This window comes from Asaia prunellae JCM 25354 (assembly GCF_000613885.1).
Lineage (GTDB): Bacteria > Pseudomonadota > Alphaproteobacteria > Acetobacterales > Acetobacteraceae > Asaia > Asaia prunellae.
Genome location: NZ_BAJV01000014.1, coordinates 82687 through 101548 on the forward strand (window position 1 = coordinate 82687; position 18862 = coordinate 101548).

At 53.9% G+C, this 18862-nt stretch carries 19 protein-coding genes and 4 pseudogenes; 13 read left to right on the forward strand and 10 right to left on the reverse strand.

Annotated elements, in window-relative coordinates; all coding sequences use genetic code 11:
* Positions 1-4 precede the first annotated feature (4 nt).
* The 8 genes and pseudogenes from JCM25354_RS12320 to JCM25354_RS21160 form a co-directional block, all read right to left on the reverse strand.
* A complete protein-coding gene (locus tag JCM25354_RS12320) occupies positions 5-1621 on the reverse strand; it encodes a glycosyltransferase family 4 protein (protein WP_025886230.1) in 1617 nt (538 codons plus the stop codon).
* Positions 1622-1829: 208 nt separating this feature from the next.
* Positions 1830-2915 carry a polysaccharide biosynthesis/export family protein gene (locus JCM25354_RS12325; protein ID WP_243444058.1) on the reverse strand — a complete coding sequence of 362 codons (1086 nt, stop codon included), beginning with the start codon at positions 2913-2915 and terminating at the stop codon, positions 1830-1832.
* A gap of 147 nt (positions 2916-3062) precedes the next feature.
* Positions 3063-3848 carry a glycosyltransferase family 4 protein gene (locus tag JCM25354_RS22685; protein WP_243444059.1) on the reverse strand — a complete coding sequence of 262 codons (786 nt, stop codon included), beginning with the start codon at positions 3846-3848 and terminating at the stop codon, positions 3063-3065.
* A complete protein-coding gene (locus JCM25354_RS22690) occupies positions 3794-4375 on the reverse strand; it encodes a hypothetical protein (protein WP_084294764.1) in 582 nt (193 codons plus the stop codon). The genes JCM25354_RS22685 and JCM25354_RS22690 overlap by 55 nt, the downstream gene beginning before the upstream one ends.
* A gap of 62 nt (positions 4376-4437) precedes the next feature.
* Positions 4438-4980: a glycosyltransferase gene (locus JCM25354_RS22695; RefSeq protein WP_051537399.1), complete on the reverse strand. Its 543-nt coding sequence runs from the start codon at positions 4978-4980 to the stop codon at positions 4438-4440.
* Positions 4981-5060: 80 nt separating this feature from the next.
* Positions 5061-5597 (reverse strand): annotated as a pseudogene (locus JCM25354_RS23550) (glycosyltransferase); the annotation flags it as partial.
* Between the two features lie 2 nt (positions 5598-5599).
* Positions 5600-5845: a sterol desaturase family protein gene (locus tag JCM25354_RS23555; protein ID WP_084294766.1), complete on the reverse strand. Its 246-nt coding sequence runs from the start codon at positions 5843-5845 to the stop codon at positions 5600-5602.
* Positions 5785-6180, reverse strand: a complete 396-nt coding sequence (locus JCM25354_RS21160; RefSeq protein ID WP_051537400.1) for a sterol desaturase family protein — start codon at positions 6178-6180, stop codon at positions 5785-5787. Before JCM25354_RS21160 ends, JCM25354_RS23555 begins: the two co-directional genes overlap by 61 nt.
* A gap of 570 nt (positions 6181-6750) precedes the next feature.
* On the opposite strand from JCM25354_RS21160, the pseudogene JCM25354_RS18800 reads away from it, so the two are divergent.
* From JCM25354_RS18800 to JCM25354_RS12395, 10 genes and pseudogenes are all read left to right on the forward strand, one after another.
* Positions 6751-7681 (forward strand): annotated as a pseudogene (locus JCM25354_RS18800) (ribose-phosphate pyrophosphokinase).
* Between the two features lie 12 nt (positions 7682-7693).
* Positions 7694-8278 (forward strand): histidine phosphatase family protein, encoded by a 585-nt coding sequence (locus JCM25354_RS12350; RefSeq protein ID WP_025886232.1) that lies wholly within the window; start codon positions 7694-7696, stop codon positions 8276-8278.
* 234 nt (positions 8279-8512) lie between these two features.
* Complete coding sequence (locus tag JCM25354_RS12355) at positions 8513-9151, forward strand: 50S ribosomal protein L25/general stress protein Ctc (RefSeq protein WP_025886233.1); 639 nt, start codon at positions 8513-8515, stop codon at positions 9149-9151.
* Positions 9152-9171: 20 nt separating this feature from the next.
* The gene (gene pth / locus JCM25354_RS12360) at positions 9172-9750 is read left to right on the forward strand and encodes an aminoacyl-tRNA hydrolase (protein WP_025886234.1); all 579 of its coding nucleotides are present in this window, start codon (positions 9172-9174) and stop codon (positions 9748-9750) included.
* Positions 9750-10844 (forward strand): redox-regulated ATPase YchF, encoded by a 1095-nt coding sequence (gene ychF, locus JCM25354_RS12365; RefSeq protein ID WP_025886235.1) that lies wholly within the window; start codon positions 9750-9752, stop codon positions 10842-10844. Before pth ends, ychF begins: the two co-directional genes overlap by 1 nt.
* Before the next feature lie 80 nt (positions 10845-10924).
* Positions 10925-12079 (forward strand): glycerate kinase, encoded by a 1155-nt coding sequence (locus JCM25354_RS12370; RefSeq protein ID WP_025886236.1) that lies wholly within the window; start codon positions 10925-10927, stop codon positions 12077-12079.
* A 77-nt stretch (positions 12080-12156) separates the two neighbouring features.
* The gene (locus tag JCM25354_RS12375) at positions 12157-13413 is read left to right on the forward strand and encodes a glutamate-5-semialdehyde dehydrogenase (RefSeq protein ID WP_025886237.1); all 1257 of its coding nucleotides are present in this window, start codon (positions 12157-12159) and stop codon (positions 13411-13413) included.
* Position 13414: 1 nt separating this feature from the next.
* A complete protein-coding gene (locus tag JCM25354_RS12380; protein ID WP_243444060.1) occupies positions 13415-14041 on the forward strand; it encodes a nicotinate-nucleotide adenylyltransferase in 627 nt (208 codons plus the stop codon).
* Between the two features lie 114 nt (positions 14042-14155).
* On the forward strand, positions 14156-14614 hold the full coding sequence (rsfS, locus tag JCM25354_RS18805) for a ribosome silencing factor (protein ID WP_035447704.1): 459 nt from the start codon (positions 14156-14158) through the stop codon (positions 14612-14614).
* A gap of 6 nt (positions 14615-14620) precedes the next feature.
* Positions 14621-15079, forward strand: coding sequence for a 23S rRNA (pseudouridine(1915)-N(3))-methyltransferase RlmH (locus JCM25354_RS12395; RefSeq protein ID WP_025886241.1), 459 nt, complete (start codon positions 14621-14623; stop codon positions 15077-15079).
* Here the strand turns inward: JCM25354_RS12395 and JCM25354_RS18810 are convergent.
* Together JCM25354_RS18810 and JCM25354_RS18815 are read right to left on the reverse strand one after the other, a co-directional pair.
* A complete protein-coding gene (locus JCM25354_RS18810; protein ID WP_243444061.1) occupies positions 15039-15881 on the reverse strand; it encodes a CHAP domain-containing protein in 843 nt (280 codons plus the stop codon). The genes JCM25354_RS12395 and JCM25354_RS18810 overlap by 41 nt on opposite strands.
* A 218-nt stretch (positions 15882-16099) precedes the next feature.
* A pseudogene (locus JCM25354_RS18815) lies at positions 16100-16449 on the reverse strand (RidA family protein).
* Between the two features lie 193 nt (positions 16450-16642).
* On the opposite strand from JCM25354_RS18815, the pseudogene JCM25354_RS18820 reads away from it, so the two are divergent.
* The 3 genes and pseudogenes from JCM25354_RS18820 (at position 16643) to JCM25354_RS12420 (ending at position 18817) form a co-directional block, all read left to right on the forward strand.
* Positions 16643-17283: pseudogene (locus tag JCM25354_RS18820) on the forward strand (MBL fold metallo-hydrolase).
* 17 nt (positions 17284-17300) lie between these two features.
* A complete protein-coding gene (locus tag JCM25354_RS12415; RefSeq protein ID WP_025886242.1) occupies positions 17301-17798 on the forward strand; it encodes a DUF192 domain-containing protein in 498 nt (165 codons plus the stop codon).
* A gap of 5 nt (positions 17799-17803) precedes the next feature.
* Positions 17804-18817, forward strand: a complete 1014-nt coding sequence (locus JCM25354_RS12420; RefSeq protein WP_025886243.1) for an NAD-dependent epimerase/dehydratase family protein — start codon at positions 17804-17806, stop codon at positions 18815-18817.
* Positions 18818-18862 lie beyond the last annotated feature (45 nt).

An 18862-nucleotide genomic window follows, 5' to 3' on the forward strand; every position in this document is an offset into this window, starting at 1 on the left:
TAATTTAAAGTATTGTTTCAATACTATCATTTAATAAATTACCCTTTTCGATAAAGGAAACTATTTGCTGAGCTATATCTTGCCAGCTGCGAGGCCTGAAATTGGAGCGGATATTTGCCTCCATTTTCCGTCGGGTGTTATGATCAAATACGATCTTTTCAACTGAGGCAAAAAGACTGAGCGAATCTCCGCTGATAAAATATTCTGCGTATTCGCCACCAGCTTCAGTCAGGGAAGAATTTCTTGCTGTTATCGGAATTTTCCCGAAGCATAATGACTCAGTGATAGGGAGGCCCCATCCTTCGTAGAGGCTTGGGTAAAGAGAACAAATGCATGATTGATATGCACGTAATAGAAGCTCATCACAGACTTCATTTAGAATGGTTATTCTCTGAGTGACTTCTGGGTTTTTGGATAGAAATTCATAGAAAGCTTCCGTTTTCCATCCATTTTGACCTATACATACCAGATGAGGACAGGAATCATTGTATTTTCTGAAAAGATTTACCCATGCCTGTGCAGCATAGATGTGACCCTTACGAGGCTCTATGGTTGAAACCAGTAATACAAATTTTTCCGGCAAAGAACTCTCTTTTAAAGAGTTCTGTTCTGATTTGATGCCTATTTCAGCATCGAGTTTTATTACTTTAATGTAATTACTTATATTGGGATACGTACCAGAAATATACTCAATCAGATCGCGTCCAGTAGATTTTGAGTTTACTAGAAAAGTATCTGATAGCGGAACAACTTTATTGATCCATGCTCGATAATCGTCTACCAGTGCATTGACGCATAGATGTGGGAATTTTACTGGGATAAGATCATGAATGAAAGGTATATATCGTATATTATATTGATTTTTAAGGTAAGAAATACTCTCTGTATGGCCTTTCACTGACCAATTTGCACCTAGGGAGACAAGAGTAGATGACTCTGAAAACAAAGCATCTTCAGAGAGAGAGAGAATGCCATTGAGGCGGCCGACGATATAGATCCATTCGTTATCTGATGCGTCGCTGCTTTCCTCAGCTTTTACGATAAGCTCTCTGAACAGCTCAATCGGTATACGCTTCCATGCGTTGAGGCCTTCAAAGAAAACACAAATACCAATAGAATTGGGTCTGACAAGCAGAGAGGCATATACTATTTCTGCCTGAATCCTCTGTATACCTGTCAAAAGCCTCTTTCTTCTGAAATGTAAAATGAGATCTGTAATATCAAAATTTATCCGAATATTTTTATTATCGTTTATAATAATCAAATCTTTTATGTCCGGATATTTTTCTTTTAAAATTAGAGTTTTCACCGTAACTTTTAGATGATGATCGGCCAGAGCGCTGAAATTGGAAGCGTGGAAATAGGCGTCTTCGTTTTCTGGGGAAGTAATAAAGCTCTGAGCATAGGCATTTGCTGCGGCAGCTTCCTGAGACAATTCTCTTCTCATATGTCCCAGTTGGATCCAGATATGAGAGAGGCTCGGATCCTTTCTGAGAGCAGCAGTATAGTATATTGCTGCTTTATTCCACTCTCTACGCGCCCTCAATGCATTGGCTCTTTTAAGCAGAAAATATACAGGAAGTGTTACAGGGACGCCTGCTGATTTCTTTATTTTAAACAAGATATCGCTTCCTGATCAAAGAATATAAATAAAAATAACGATACGTAAGCGTTCCGTATAATATGACACAGAAAATATATTAAAGTAGCACTTTGTTCTTCTTGATTGGATTTTGCGCATTGCTCCCATTCGCTCGCAGATTTACCTGAAGTGCTGGATATCTCTGCGAGCGAATCATGAATAAACCACTTTCTATGGTCAGGGCATATTATTTCGCTAGATAGGCAGCAGTAATAGCCGGACTTACCAACGTACCGATCAGCTGGTTAAATTTATAAAAGCGATTTATCTTCGCGTTGGCTACCAAGATAAGATCCTTGTTTTTCATAGGGATTTGTTGTGCCAAGAAGTAGCTATTGGGCTCCATCATATCAAGTTTGTAAATCACAGGGATCCCGAGTGGGGTAGGTGGTGTGGTAAGACCTAGCTGTCTGGCTGCGATCGGGTCTTCGAAACGGAACACAAAGGCCGCGTTAGGATCTGCTCGCGCGTCAGCGGGTCCACCCGCGCGTGCTAAAGCTTCCGCCAATGTCACTCTTGGTGATTTAAAGGGTACTTCCGTTGCTTCCTTGCCAGCAGCCCCGAAAACTGTGTAGCTGCGTGGTTGATAGATCACGTGAATTCTGTCACCAGGCCGCGCTCGGATGTCCTCGTGCGGAATGCTCTCAAGGGTTCCCAGATCAGTAGCCCCTGTGCGACTACCCCTGACGAGTTGCACATGTGTATCCTCAGGGGGAAAATTCGCTCCACCCGAAATGGCAATCAGATCTGATAGTCGTTCCTGAGCCGTACTCAGCACGACGCGTCCGGGCTTGTGTACCTCTCCCGATACGATGACCGTATTGGCGATATCACTGGAGATCCGAACCATAACCTGAGGATTCTGTGATTTGTTCAACAGGTTTTTGCGGATTTCTTCAGCGAGAATTTGAGGCGTTAATCCTGCCGCTCTCAATCGCCCTACATAGGGAATCGAGATTGTCCCATCCGTTTCGACCTGGGTAGGGGGAAGGTTCTGATTGGTTACGCCTGCGATTGCCCCTCCTTCCGAGGATCCGCCTGCTGCAGCCGGACTTCCCCCTGAGCTGAACAGGCCAGAGCCCAATTCAAAGATCGTGATGGTCAGCATATCGCCGGCGCCAATTCGGTCATTGTGGGCGACAGGGTTATCTGAGCTATCCAGGCTTGAAATGAGCGGTGGTACTTCTGATGCCAGTATTCCTGCAATTTGCGGCGTGACCTGCAGGATCTGAAACTGGAGAGGATTGCGCACAGGATCTTTCTGAGCGTTCATGACTCCCCGTTCGGTAGGACCACTATCCGGTATCGCGCTGCAGGCATTGAGCGCCAGCAAGGATACGCAGGACATACCGATCAGATACAGGCGTTTGATACGATTTGGCTCAGAGCATCGCAAATTGGGACCGAGATACATTAAAGGTTAGGCCTTCTCGTGTAGGGCAGCAGAATACAGGGTGTTGAGGCGTGCACAATAATTGGTCATATCAAAACGGATAGCCTGGCGTAGCCCAGATTCACCAAGCTGACGACAAAGCGTGTCGTCTCGATCAAGGCGATCTATCGCGCTGGTAATGGCATCCACATCATAGGCGTTGGTTTGCAGAGCCGCGTTTCCCCCGACTTCAGGCAATGCACCTTCTTGCGAAATCAGAGCTGGCACACCGAAATTCATTGCCTCCAGTACAGGCAATCCAAATCCCTCGCACAAGGAGGGAAATAACACGGCTCGTGTGAGACGCAAAAGGGAGAACAGGCTCCGCTCAGGCAGGTAATCGATATGGATGATCCGGCCCGTTTCAATACCCCGTTCCAGGTAGCGCAATTCCCGCTCGGCCCTCCACGCCATGGCACCAACAAGAACCAGTTTGCGATTGCTACTGGACGTCAGGAATCCCTCGATCAGACGACCAATATTCTTTTTAGGCTCCAGAGAGCCGAAAAACATGAAGTAGCTGTGCGGAGTAAGGCCGAACTCCGCGCTGATCTCTGCAGCACAATGTTCCAGGCTTCGTTCACGGATTGTCGCATCGGTTCGAAAGGATTGATAGGTATTGTGTAGCTTGGGGGAAACCGTCGGGAAGAAAGATAGGATATCTTTTCTTGATGCTTCTGAAACCGTGCACAAGGCGGTGGCTTCCGCACAGACTGCTGTTATGAGTCGATGATAATATGGCTTGTCGTCGAGTGTGGTGTAAGGCAGACGCAACGGGACGAGGTCGTGCAGTGTGTAGATATTGGCGGCGCTTCCAGGCGGATAGGCAAGGGATAGGTCCAGTGCATGATAGCTGGTGGCCTGTCCATACGCAGTATCGTCATGCGACCTGTTCGCCTGAAATGGCGGGCTGCGCGAGAGAACAGGTTCTCGGCATTGTACAAGTGATCGAAAGCTGGCAGACGCCCCTCAAATGGGCGTATATCGACCCGGTCCGTCCGGGTAATTTCAAGAGCTGGTGGTGCGCGGAAATCGGCTTTGCGGTCGCGTATCCACCTTTTGGAAAACGGTGCCGGTCGCTTTGGGGGATCAAAATGATCCAGGCGATCAAAAAAGCGTACTTCGCGCAGTTCCGTTTTTGAGCGGGTAGGGACATCGAGACCGTAAATCAGGTCTATCTGATGTCCCAGTTCCTTGACTGCATGGCTCAGGGTACGAGCATAGGTCGCAACGCCAGTGCCTTTTCCAAGGCTCAGATTGAAACCGTCGATGCCGATACGGCATTTGGGTAATTCTGACATAAAATATGCGGTTCCCGGCTAGTTTGAGCCGGACAGGATATACAAAGAAAACCCTCTCCGGGTCAAAATTGCTGTTGTGCAATAAGATCGTAGAACGTCGCCAGACGCTTAGAATAGCTTTCCATCGTAAAGGCCTGTGCTCTTTTACGACCAAGGGCGCGTAGCTGGACGACACTCGCGTCGTCATGATCGACCGAATTCATTGCACCTGCGAGGTCGGCGATATCATATGGATCAACAAGAAGCGCCGCACCGCCCGCGATTTCTTCCGTTGCGTGGCCACGGCTCGTGATGACTGGTGTTCCGATTACCATGGCCTCCGCAATGGGCAGACCAAACCCCTCTGCGAGGGATGGGAACACGACGCAACGGGCCTCTGAGATGGCCCGGATCAGTGAAGGGCGAGTACACCATGGAAAGATATGGACGCGCTCAGGCGCCGGATGGTCAGCAAGCGGCGCAAGTTCTTCAGAGGCACCAAGACCCTGCGCGCCAATGAGAACAAGGGGACGCCGGGACCGGAGATGCCATGGGCCTTGATCAGGCGCCCGATATTTTTGCGTCGGTCCAGTAAGCCGAAATACAGAAAGCCACCCGGTTCGCATAATCGAGGTGTTTCGTGGGCTTCATTCAATAGTCTTTGGGGTAACGAGACGGATTGTGACAGGTTTATCACTTTTTCCGCCGGTACGGAAAGGTGAGAGATAATATCCTGCCTGACTGATTCCGAAATAGTTACAATAGCTGTGGAGTTAGCACAGCAAATTTCTATTCTTTTTCTTATTATATATGGATTTATATTGCATAGATCCGGCCGCAAAAGCGGGATGAGGTCATGTATGGTAACTATATTGGGGATATCTGGCCATATAATGGGGAGCGGGCACGTCCAATGCATGATTGATGGTGCATGGCGGCTTTCAATTTTTAAAGGGCTTTTGCCTGACCTGAGCCGATCTCGAATTTCGGCGGTTCGGTAGAGATCTTTGCCGATATATCCTGCCGGATCGGCCGTGAGTCTGGAGACCGGATGCAGGCTGCGTATCAGCCTGGAGAGGCGATGCTCCATTGCATGAGGTCGCGTTGAAGCGTCCATACTATCCTGGACCCATCTAGGAGAGTGTCCGGCCAGCTCACAGGCTTCAGCGAGAGTGGTGGCGTATGTTGCAATCCCGGTTCCTCCCGGCCGCCCTACGTTGCGGGTGTCGAGACCGATATTCATCTCTAACGGGAACGATTCATCTTCGTCCGGAAAATCGCATCCCAGAATGTTGTGCTAACCGCATAGTTTCGATTGGGGGCAGCATGATGATGGGCTAGGTGGTGGCGCTTTAACCGTTTGAAGAGACGCCAGTTCAGACTCCATTGATGACATCCGTAATGGATCAGATCATACAAGAAGTACCCGATCAGAAATCCACCGAAAAACGCCGTTCCCGCACGACCGCTTGTGGCATAGGCAATAGCCATATCAGTATTGCCAGAGGGATGGTGATGCTGAGAGGCATCATGTTTCGGAGCTTGTCTTTTGGCAATTCATGGTGATTGCCATGAATCACATAGATCAGTTTACGTCCGGATTCGGAAGAAAAATTGAAATGGAAAAAAAAGCGATGTCCAAGATATTCTGTTAACGTCCAGGTCAGGTAGCCCGATACGTAAAGAAATAACCCGTGGAAAAAAGGCTGTGGTAGAGAATAGATAAAGACCACGACAATCGCGGCAAGCCATACGGGCAGGAAGAGGTAGATGGGCATATAGGTCATGCGTTCTAGATACGCATTTTTAAAAAGCCTAACTGTCATACACCGTTTCCTTGTGTAAAACGTCTCTCCCCAATGGCGGACCTTACGGTCATCGCTTGACACGGACGCGTTATTTTCAACTTTATATCGCATGGAAGCCACTGGCTAGGGTTCCGTTTGATACTGCCTGCATTTCATGAGGTTTGGATGGTATCAATATGCTTCAAGCCTGGGGAAATCCCTTTTCAGGTTATGCCTGAGCAAGAATCTGCGGCATTCTGAAATCTTTCCGTACTTATTTTGTACTAAAACAGGACTGGTTTTTCGCGATGTCGGTAATCACGAGATGAACGGGGTTACGACTTCATTGTGCTATCATCACGAAAGATGATTTGCTCTGGATCAGTGCTCGGCAAAGGGACATGCTTGACCAACCGCCTATACCTGTTCGCGGTCGGCAAGGGCCTTCCTGAATTATAGGGACGCTCTCGACTCAGTTCGTGCAAGAATCTGTCCGGCGTACAAACTGCACGTTTGTTACTGGCTGGGGGGGGATGAGTTAATGACAGCCTGCCCCGGCGTTGTTAGAAGGCCGCGTTTGCTGCCGTCCCGGACCGGAGTCGTTTCCTGATGAAGATCGTCGCCTGTAACAGTAACCTGCCTTTGGCGCGCGCCGTGGCTCAGGAACTGCGCCTGCCTCTGTGCAAGGTATCGGTGCGGCGTTTTGCCGATGCCGAGGTCTTTGTCGAAATCCAGGAAAACGTGCGCGGTGAAGATGTGTTTGTCATTCAGAGCACATGCTCGCCGACGAATGACAATCTGATGGAGTTGCTGATCATGCTCGACGCCTTGCGTCGCGGATCAGCCCGTCGTGTCACAGCCGTAATGCCGTATTTCGGCTATGCCCGTCAGGATCGCAAATCCGGCCCGCGTACGCCGATCAGCGCCAAGCTGGTGGCCAATCTGCTTGTTGAAGCTGGTGCCAACCGTATCCTGACGATGGATCTGCATGCCATGCAGATCCAGGGCTTTTTCGATATTCCGGTTGATAATCTTTATGCCGCGCCGCTTTTCAAACGCGATATCAATGCCCGTCATCCCAATGAAGATCTCATGATCGTTTCACCTGATGTCGGGGGGGTGGTTCGTGCCCGTCAGCTCGCTCAGCGTCTGAACACAGATCTGGCGATCATCGACAAGCGCCGCGAACGGGCAGGTGTCTCTGAAGTGATGAATGTGATCGGTGATGTCGCCGGACGCTACTGTATTCTGGTCGATGATATTATCGATAGCGGCGGATCGCTCTGCAATGCGGCTGAAGCGCTCATGAAACATGGCGCTACCGGAGTGGAAGCTATGTGACCCATGGTGTGCTGACCGGTACTGCGGTTGATCGTGTTACGGCATCACCGCTCAAGATGCTGACGCTGACAGACAGCATTCCTGCGACAGAAGCCATGGATGAGTCGCCGAATATCCGCCAGATCAGCACCGCCAATCTGCTGGCGCGCGCATGAGTGCTGTGGCAGATGAAAGCTCTGTCTCTTCGCTTTTCGATTAAGGACCGGATTTCATGCTGCTTCGTCGCCCCTTCTGGTATCTGCGTCACGGTCAGACCGACTGGAACGCACAGAATCTCTCCCAGGGCCGGACAGATATTCCGTTGAACGCCACAGGGCGGGGGCAGGCCATCAAGGCGGGAGATTCGCTCTCGCGTCACTGGCGCGACGGTGCATCGCCCATTGCCCGTATCATTTCTTCCCCTCTGACACGGGCCCATGACACAGCGCTGGCCGCGCAGGAAGCGATCGCCGTTTCAAGCGGCATCACCCTGCCGCTGGTGACCGATCAGGGGCTTGAGGAAGTCTGCTTCGGCGTGATGGAAGGTGAGCCCATGGGTGACTGGTATGATCCATGGATCGAAGGCCAGTTCACGCCTGAGGGCTGCGAGACCTTCGAAGGGCTCAAGACCCGTGCGGCGGAAGCTGTCAATCGTGCGCTCGAACAGGATGGTATTCCCATGATCGTGGCCCATGGCGCGCTTTTCCGTGCGTTGCGTGCTGCGATGAGCCTGCCGATCAATGTACGTCTGGCCAATGCCGTGCCACTTTACTGCGACCCGACAGAGAATGGCTGGATTCTCACCGCTTACGAGTGAGTGATGCGGGGCACTGCCCCGCGCTTCGGAGCGGGACAGTTCTCTTTCATTCCTGTCTGAATGAGAGCCGGGATCAAAGGGGCTACGCGCCTTTGCGGGTTTCAGGACAGAGCCTCGAGAAGAATCCTCCTCCGAATCCCGAAGAACATTGCTTTACCCCCCCGTTTCCGGTAAGGCGCCCCATCACTCAGGCACCCCTGGAGGCCATGAGTGCAATGAATCTGGGAGAATACCGTGACAAATATGACGTCCCTCGAAGTCTCTACGCGCGCGAAGGCTGGTAAGGGGGCAGCGCGCGCAACGAGACGTGCCGGTCTGGTGCCGGGTGTTGTGTATGGTGGCAAGCAGGAGCCGGCGCTGATCGCGATCGACCCGCGCATCATCCACAAGGAAATGGTCCGTGGTGGCTGGCGTTCGCGCCTGTATGAACTGCCGCTCGAAGGGGGCACCGTACGCGCCCTGCTGCGTGAAGTGCAGCTGCACCCCGTGACCGACGCTCCGATCCATGTCGATTTCCAGCGCCTTGCGGCTGGCGAGAAGGTCCACGTGACCGTCGCCATTCATGTGACGGGCGAAGACAAGGCTCCTGGCATCAAGCGCGGCGGCGTGCTGAACCTGGTTCGCCATACGGTGGACGTCATGGCTGACGTTGACAGCATTCCGTCCAGCTTCACGGTTGATCTGAGCGCGCTCGACATCCACGACAACGTGCGTTGGGACGACCTGACCGGCACCGAGAACGTGACGCCGGTTCTGCAGCTGCCGAACTTCGTCATCGCTACCATCGCACCGCCGACGGTTGATGCCGAGATGGAAGCTGAAGCCGCTGCGAAGGCCGCTGCTGAAGCTGCCGCTCCTGCGAAGAAGAAGTAAGACCGCTCAGGGTGGCCGCAATGCTACTCTGGACCGGGCTCGGTAACCCCGAGCCCGGCATGCGCAGACAGCGCCACAATATCGGCTTCATGGCTGTCGATCGTATTGCCGAACACTACCGGTTTTCTCCCTGGCGTGCGCGCTTCAAGGGAGAGACGGCCGAGGGCAGCATTGAGGGACAAAAGGTTCTTCTGCTCAAGCCCATGACCTATATGAATTTATCCGGCGAGAGCGTGCAGCAGGCTGCGCGGTTCTTCAAGATTCCGGTCTCTGACATCACGGCGTTTCATGACGAGCTCGATCTTGCTTTCTGCAAGGTGCGTGTCAAACGCGGTGGTGGCGCAGCGGGGCATAATGGCCTTCGCTCAATGGACAGGATGCTGGGGGACCAGAACTACCAGCGCGTGCGTCTAGGCATCGGCCATCCCGGTCATAAGGACCGTGTGACGGGTCATGTGCTGGGCGATTTCGCCAAGGCCGAACAGAACGAACTTGAAGAGCTTCTCGATGCCGTCGCAACGGCATCGCCCCTGCTGGCCAAAGGGGAACCGGAAGCGACAATGACAAAAATCGCCATGCTGTGCGGGGAGAAACGCTGATGGGCTTCAATTGTGGCATCGTGGGGCTTCCCAATGTGGGCAAATCCACCCTGTTCAATGCGCTGACGGAAACGGCAGCAGCCCAGGCGGCGAATTATCCGTTCTGCACCATCGAGCCCAATGTGGGTCGCGTGGCCGTGCCCGATCCGCGTCTCGATAATCTGGCTCGTATAGGCAAGTCGCAGAAGATCCTGCCGACCAGCCTCGAATTCGTCGATATTGCCGGGCTGGTGCGTGGGGCGTCGCGTGGTGAAGGTCTGGGCAACCAGTTTCTTGCCAATATCCGCGAGGTGGACGCGATCATTCATGTGCTGCGCTGCTTCGTCGATGACGACATTACTCATGTCGAAGGCGGTGTAGACCCCGTTCGCGATGCCGAGATCATCGAAACCGAGTTGATGCTGGCCGATCTGGACTCGCTCGAAAAGCGTCAGGTGTCGCTGCAGAAGCGGGCACGCGGCAATGACCGTGAGGCGCAGCAGCAGCTCACGATCATGGACCCGATCATTGCCGCCCTGCGCGAGGGCAAGCCGGCCCGCACAGCCGTGCCCAAAGGTGAGGAAGAAACGGCCCGTCGCCTGCAGCTCATGACCACCAAACCGGTGCTTTATGTTTGCAATGTCGAGGAAGGTTCTGCCGCTACCGGCAACAGCCATTCCGAAGCGGTACGCAAGCGCGCCGAGGCCGAGGGTGCTGCCATGGTGGTTGTGTCAGCCGCGATTGAGGCCGAGGTCAGCCAGCTGCCGCAGGAAGAGCGCGCCGAGTTTCTTGAAGGGCTGGGGCTGACAAATTCGGGGCTGGATCGCGTGATTGCCGCCGGATATGGCCTGCTCGGGCTCAGCACCTATTTCACGGTTGGTCCCAAGGAAACCCGCGCCTGGACCATTACCAAGGGCACAAAGGCGCCCCAGGCCGCCGCTGTTATTCATAATGACTTCGAGCGTGGCTTCATTGCCTGCGAAACCGTGGCTTATGACGATTACATTGCCTGTGGCGGTGAGTCCGGCGCCAAGGAAGCCGGCAAGCTGCGTATCGAAGGCAAGGAATATGTGGTGCAGGATGGCGACGTCCTGTTGTTCCGCTTCAACGTCTGACGTTTTCATCCGATGCCGGCGGTCGCTACTTGACCGCTCAGCATTACACGCAAGAATGACGCGTTGTTATGGAGTGCGTCATGGAAATTCTTGTTGCCTGTGATTCCTTCAAGGAAAGCCTGACCGCCGAGGCTGTAGTTAAGGCGATCATCGGCGGTTTCTCCGAAATTTTCCCACAGGCGCGCTATCACGCTTTTCCCATGGCAGACGGGGGCGAAGGTACTGCCGTCATCATGGCGCGCACGCTGGGCGGGCATCTTGAAACGCGTATGGTCTGCGGACCTCTTGGTGTGCCGGTTGAGGCGCGGTTCGCGGTTCTGAATGAAGGGCGCTCGGCTCTTGTTGAGCTGGCCGAAGCTGCGGGATTGGCACAGGTGCCTCCTGAATCGCGCATGCCTCTCTTCACAACGACGCGCGGGGTTGGCGAGCTGATACTGGCAGCCCTTGATATGGGATGCTCTCATATCATCCTGGCCCTAGGGGGAAGTGCGACATGCGATGGCGGGGCAGGGCTGTTGCAGGCGCTCGGTGTCCAGTTGCGTGATGCATGTGAGCAGGAGATTGCCTGCGGCGGCGGTCCCTTGGGGAATGTGGTTACTCTCGATGATGCCGGGCTTGATCCGCGACTTGCAGCATGCAGGATCGAGATCCTGTGTGATGTGAAAGCGCCTTTGCTGGGCGAGAAAGGCGCTGCGGCCGTTTTCGGACCGCAGAAAGGGGCAACCCCTCCCATGATCACGATCCTGGATGCGTCTCTCGCGCGGCTGTCCAGCCTGCTTGAAGAACGATGCGGGCGTGATTTGTCCTCTGTTGCAGGGATGGGCGCAGCAGGTGGTACCGCCCTAGGGCTGGTCGCTTTATGTGGCGCTGAACTAGTACCGGGTGCTGATACCATTGCCCGTCTTCTTGGTGTGCATGAGCTGGTACACCAGGTGGATCTGGTGATCACGGGAGAGGGGCGCCTCGATGGTCAGACAGTACAAGGTAAGGCGCCTTATGCCATTGCGACACTGGCCAGACAGGCAGACAAACCGGTTCTGGCTTTTGCCGGCACATTGGGCAGGGATTGTGAAAAACTCTACGAGCTTGGCTTTGATGCGCTGTTCAGCAGTCTCGATCGTCCCTGTTCGCTGGAAGAAGCTCTGTCGGAAGCTTCTGCCTCCCTGACGCGTTGTGCCCGGAACGTTGCAGCAGGTTTGGCTGTGGGCCGATCTTTTCAAGCTGTGCAGGAGTGATACATAGCGTGATCGTTCTTTTCCGGCCAAAGGGCTGAAAGGGGCGCCTGGTGCATGGCAGACAGGAGAGTGCGAGGATGGAAGCCGCTAGACAACAGACCGATTTCAAGACCCTGACCGGCCCGGCCCGTGCATCTGCTCGCATTCTCGCTATTGCTCCCGAAAGTCAGCGTAATGCTGCGCTACGCTCAGCGGCAGTGTCCCTGCGAACGCATTCTGCCGATATTCTCGTTGCCAATGCTCGTGATGTCGCGTCGTCCAAGGCCAGCGCCGCCTTTATTGATCGTCTTACCCTTACACCGGCGCGGATAGAGGCAATGGCGAAAGGGCTCGAGGCGATTGCGCTGCTGCCCGATCCCGTTGGGCGCATTATGGCGGAGTGGACCCGTCCCAATGGACTATTGCTGCGCAGAGTAGCCACCCCGCTTGGGGTGATTGGCATGATCTATGAAAGCCGCCCTAATGTCGGGGCGGATGCCGCCGGGCTTTGTATAAAATCCGGCAATGCCGTCATTCTGAGAGGAGGATCAGAAAGCCTCAATTCGGCACGTTGTATCCAGTCCTGTATCCAGGAAGGTCTGGAGCAGGCGGGGTTACCACGTGATTGTGTACAGATCGTACCTGATGCTGACCGTGCTCATGTGGCGTCCATGCTGAGTGCAGCAGGTGAGATTGATATGATCATCCCTCGCGGAGGAAAATCCCTGGTCGAGCGGGTACAGCGGGACGCCCGCGTTCCGGTGCTGGCTCATGCTGACGGGCTTTGTCATACTTATATCCACAAAGATGCGGATTTTGGCATGGCACGGGAAATCCTGGCGAATGCCAAGATGAGGCGCACAGGTATCTGCGGTGCTACCGAAACCCTGCTGATTGACAGGGAAATTGCAGCGGATCTGTTACCGGTTCTGGTGCAGGATCTGCATGCGCTCGGCTGCGCGATTTTAGGTGATGAGACGGCGCGCAGTATCGTGCATGATCTTGAACCGGCAAGCTCGGATGATTTCGCCACAGAGTGGCTGGATGCACGACTTTCTGTTGCAGTGGTAGATGGAGTCGATTCGGCCCTGGCCCATATTACCCGTTTCGGGAGTGGTCATACGGAGGCCATCATTACTGCCAATGCCGAGGTTGCAGAGCGCTTTCTGAATGGCACGGATAGTGCGGTGGTAATGTGGAATGCCTCGACGCAGTTCTGCGATGGCGGGGAATTCGGATTCGGCGCTGAGATCGGGATCGCCACCGGCAAGATTCACGCACGCGGCCCGGTCGGTCTCGAGCAACTCACGACCTTCCGTTATGAGGTACGCGGCACCGGCCAGACGCGCCCCTGACGTGCCACAAATTCCAAAATATGGCGATAACCGGGCAATTTCGATTGGTCTGCTGGGAGGGTCTTTCAATCCTGCCCATGCGGGGCATCTCCAGCTGGCGCGCTATGCCCTGACCCATCTTCGCCTCGACCAGGTATGGCTCATGGTCTCGCCCGGCAATCCGCTCAAGCCGCGACTCGGTATGGCCCCATTCAATGATCGGCTTGCCTCGGCGCATGTTCTCGCTGATGGGCGGCATATCATCGCAACAGATATCGAGGCCAGGCTGAACAAGCGCTATACGGTCGAGACGATTGCTCTGCTGCGTCTGCGTTTTCCACAAGCGCGTTTTGTATGGCTGATGGGTGCTGATGGCCTGGTAACACTTACACGCTGGCGGCGCTGGCGCGATCTGGCAATGCATGTACCGATAGCGGTGGTACCGCGCCCAGGGAGTAACCGGTCCGCTCTTTCAGGCCGCGCGACCCATGCACTCAGTCATTTGCGCGTCCCGCCAAGACAGGGGCCGATCATGTCCCGCTCTAAAGGTGGTGTCTGGGCTTTTCTTCCAGCACCGCAAAACGGTATATCAGCGACAGCGCTCAGGGATTCTGGAAATTATCCCGCCGCGCGCTCTCTAATCAATTGACCGGAGTGTCGAACCATCGCCAGAAAACCGTCCGACGAGACGACCATCCCAGCCCGTCGCAGCCGTGCGTCCGCTGGTGAGACAAAGCCTGCCACGGGCGAAAAGACCGCAACCCTGAAAACTGCCGGAACGCCCCGTAAAAAGGCTGCTGCTGCAGGTCCGCGCAAAACGCGCGCTGCCGCCGCACCGCGTGAGACAGTTGGCCGCGAACTGGTAGAAAAGGCGCTTGGCGTTATCACGGCCAGTCTCGATGAAGACAAGGCCGAGGATATTATCACGCTCGATCTGCGTGGTCGTGCCAGCTTCGCTGATCATATGGTGATTGCCACTGGTATTGCTGATCGTCAGATCGCGGCCATGGCATCGCATGTTGAGGACAAGCTGAACGAAATCGGCATCAAGCGCATCACCATTGAGGGCGCGAACGGCACTGATTGGGTACTGCTCGATACCGGTGATATTGTGGTGCATCTTTTCAAGCCGGAAAGTCGCGCGCTCTATGCCCTCGAACGGATGTGGGGCAAGGATCTCGATGACAATGTGACAGACGAAGCCGATACAACGGACCTCTGACCGTTTATGCTCAGGATTGTTGCTGTCGGTCGATTGAAAAGAGGGCCTGAGCGGGAGCTGTTCGATCGCTATGCCGAACGTACCCGCCCCAGGGTTGAGCTGGTCGAGATTGGCGAGTCGCGTGGAAGCGCCGTGGAGATACGTCGCAGGGATGCGGCAGCGATTCTTGCTGCCTGCCCTGAGGGCAGTATCATGGTCGCCCTTGATGAGGGAGGCAGTTTACTTGATTCTCAGCAGTTCTCGACCATGCTTGAGAGCTGGCTGGTGACAGGTAAACAGATATCTTTCGTTATTGGTGGTGCCGAAGGCCTTGAAGCAAGCGTGATCGATAGGGCCGATTTTCGTATTTCCTTTGGCCGTATGACCTGGCCACATATGATTGTGCGCTTGCTTCTGGCTGAACAGATCTATCGTGCACGCGCTATCAGTTCCGGCCACCCTTATCATCGAGCCGCACGACCATAGGTTGTAGCGATGGAAAAGAATTCTCTCGAAAAGTGAAAATCCGGAACAATAAAAAAGGCGACCCGTTTCCGAGTCGCCTTGGGGCAATGTAATCGAAAAATCGTTTTCTAGCGCAGATTACGATTCGGTCCTTCGATGCTGAAAGCATCATCCGGGGCTTCTGCGACTTCTGTTGAATGCATCGGGTGCTGCAGCGCGTCGAAGCTTTGCGTCTTAACAGAACGTGAATGAATGGAACGATGTGCCGGGGCAGGCGTATTATTAGCATCATCACACCGTCATCCGGACGGCCATAGATGAAACCGTAGGTCGGATAAATGCTACCATAGGTTTCGGTCTTGCTGTTGAGCGCAACACGAACAGCAGACCAGTCATTATTGGGAGAGACGTCGATGACGCGCACATTTTTTGCGACCCCGTTCTGGGCCCAGTGGGACTGATCGATGACAATTGTACGATTGTCTTCAATGGCCCGGACAACGGCGACATGACCATAGGGCATCCGACGAATCGCGCGAAAGTTCAGTACAGAGCCGGGTTCAGGTGCGGAGCCGCGAGCATAGACGCCGCGGGAGTTCTCCCACCAATCACGAGCGTTGCCGCTCAGAACGACGTCGGAAGCAGCTTTGGCATAGGCAACGCACTGGATGACATGACCGCCCGAACGATGATGGCGCGGAGTAAAGCGCGTCTGGCGAATGGCACCCTGGCGTGCGCTGACTACACGGTGGGCATGAGCGTTATGCGTGAATGTCTTGTGACGGGCTTCGGCTTTTGGAGCAAGAACCACCGTTCCAACCAAGACCGACAACATTGTCAGAGACGAAAAAAAAGGCCTGCGTAGAAGTTTGAGGCAACTTTTCTGTCTCACGTTCATTGATTCCGCACCTGCCCGTTTGTGTTGCATCTAGGTAACTATGTTCACCTCTAAGATGCAACCCATCTAAAGCGGACTCGTGGCAATTTTTTGAACTTTCCCCAAGAAAATCTTGTAATGCCTTAGGGAAAGATCAAGAGACCTTACTTAGTTGTAATAAGCATGATCTCGACCAGCATGCGCGGATCAGCCAGCACGGCCTCGACGCAGGCACGCGCGGGGGCCGAGTCTTTCGGCAGCCATTTTGTCCATTGTGCATTCAGGCGTCGCGATCAGAGATATTCTTGAGCCAGATCTGAGCCTGCAGGATGCGGGTATTATCCGTTCCATGCTGTTCGAGCAGGATATCGAGCTGTTCAAGTACGTCAGCTGTCTGAGCTGCAAAATCAGCATCCAGATTGCGGGCAACAACGCCTTGGGTAAAAACGAAGCCGTGATACTCGACGGCTTTCGACATGACGGGATTAGGTTCCGTACGGATGATGCGGCTCATGGTCGTCTCCTGTAAAGTCTTGTGTTGCCGGGCAATGTTCATCTTGCGCGCCCGGCCGGACTCTGATCCGGGTGGGGCATCGGGTCAATCCTGAACGATAGGTGATTGCTTGCCTGAGTGACTACAGCGCTGTATCGCGCTCTAAGGCCCACAGGGATCAATCCTTGTTCATGACCGCGAAGGAGAACCGGTGTTGCGTGCCCGCACTGTAAAGGTGACACCCTTACGCCAGAACTGCACAGTACTTGAAAGCCCTGAAACCGGACGTGCCATTGTGGTTGATCCAGGGGGCGATGTGCAGGAGTTGCTTCAGATACTCGACGGGATGACCGTCGATGCCATCCTTCTCACCCATGGTCATTTTGATCATGTAGCGGCGCTGATGCGTTACGTTCGGGCCTGATGAGGCGGCAACATGCTCCGCTCAGCATGATTGGTCCTGACAGACGTGACGAATTCCTCCTGAAGTCTGTTGCTGTCCAGGCTCAGGCTTTCGGTTTGTTTGACCTGCAGGATGCTTGCCCTGACCGGTATGTGGAGGATGGCGAGACACTCGACTTCTCCGGTGTCAGATTTGAAGTGGCACATTGTCCTGGCCATACACCAGGCCATGTTGTCTATGTATGTCGCGAAGATAAACTCGCGATTGTAGGAGACACCCTGTTCCGCGGTGTTGTTGGTCGTACCGATTTCCCTTATGGCGATCATGAAAGCCTGATCGCTGGAATAAAGCGTACGCTGCTTTCCCTTCCTGATGATTTCGTTGTCTTGCCCGGTCATGGTCTGCCGACCACGATTGGCGAGGAACGACAGAATAATCCTTTCCTGAATTGAAAGCCGCGAGTGCAGACATGACAACAATCTTTGCAAAGGGGCTGCTTCTGGCAGGGGTCATCCTTGGCCAGCCTGTTCTCTCCGCACAGGCTGAGGACCTCAAATCCGGTATGGCGCAGAAATCTCTGGAAAAAGCGCCGCTGACAATTACGGATCATCAGGGCCACAAGCATGATTTCATGGTTGAGGTTGCGCGGACCGGGAAGGAAAAGGAAGCAGGAGAGAGTTCCCGCAATTCGGTGCCGGATGGTACCGGAATGCTTTTCCTCTTCACCCCCCCCGAGGCTGCGGCAATGTGGATGCATGATACCCCTGTATCGCTCGATATTGTCTTTATCGGGACGGATGGACATATCCAGGCGATTGTCGAGAAAGCCGTGCCCTTCAGTGAGCGACGCCTGACTGGCAACGGGGATTCTGCGGCTGTGCTGGAAGTCGCTGCCGGGACAATGGAGAAATACGGTATTGTGGTAGGTGATCTGGTCTCTTCCAAAGTCTTGCAAGTAGTACGCTGATCAAGATGAAGGTTTTCCTGACAGGCGCTGCAGGTTTTGTAGGCTATCATGTTGCCGAGTCCCTGTTGCGTCAGGGGCATGAGGTAATTGGCTTTGATTCACTGAACGACTATTACAGTGTTCAGTTGAAAAAGGATCGCCTGGCGCAGCTCGCGCCACAGGCAGGCTTCGTTTTCCGGCAGGGGGATCTGAGCGTACGAGAGGATGTGGAGGCCATTCTGGCGGAACATTCCGACGTGACGCATATTGTACATCTCGCGGCGCAGGCGGGAGTTCGTTATTCGTTGGCAGACCCTTGTGCCTATATTACGGCTAATATGATGGGGCATGTTGTCCTGCTGGAAGCAGCACGGCATCTCACGGCACTTCGCCACATCGTTTATGCTTCGTCGTCTTCTGTCTATGGTCTGAACGAGACAATGCCATTCAGGGAGAGTGACGCTGTCGATCGGCCTGGCTCGTTTTATGCTGTTACAAAACGGGCAGGCGAGTTGACGGCTCATGCTTATGCTCATCTCTATGGTCTGCGTCAGACTGGACTGCGCTTCTTTACGGCGTATGGTCCTTGGGGGCGACCGGATATGGCCTATTACAAGTTTGCGCGCGCCATCACGGCAGGTAAGCCCCTGACGCTTTACGCGGGAGAGGGTCTTGCTCGTGACTTCACCTATATCGACGATATCGTTTCCGGCGTGATCGCGGCTCTTGTCAATGAGCCCGAAAAAGGCATTTCACGTGTACTGAATCTGGGCAGTGACTCACCGACTGCCGTCAGCCATCTTGTGGCGTTGCTCGAAAAGGAGCTCGGATGCAAGGCCGTGATCGAGGCAAGACGCCGCCCACTTTCTGATGTTGAAGCGACATGGTCTTCTCATGAAAAGATGACAGCGCTTACCGGATGGCGTCCGGTGGTCAGTCTTGAAGAAGGCGTACGTCGCTTTGTCTTCTGGTTCCAGGCCTATGAAGCAGGATATGGAAATGACGATGGTGTGTCTGATGCTGATTGCTCTGCCGGGTGAGCCTGTCGGGTAGATAGTATGCCTACTGGATGCCCGTGGTTCAGG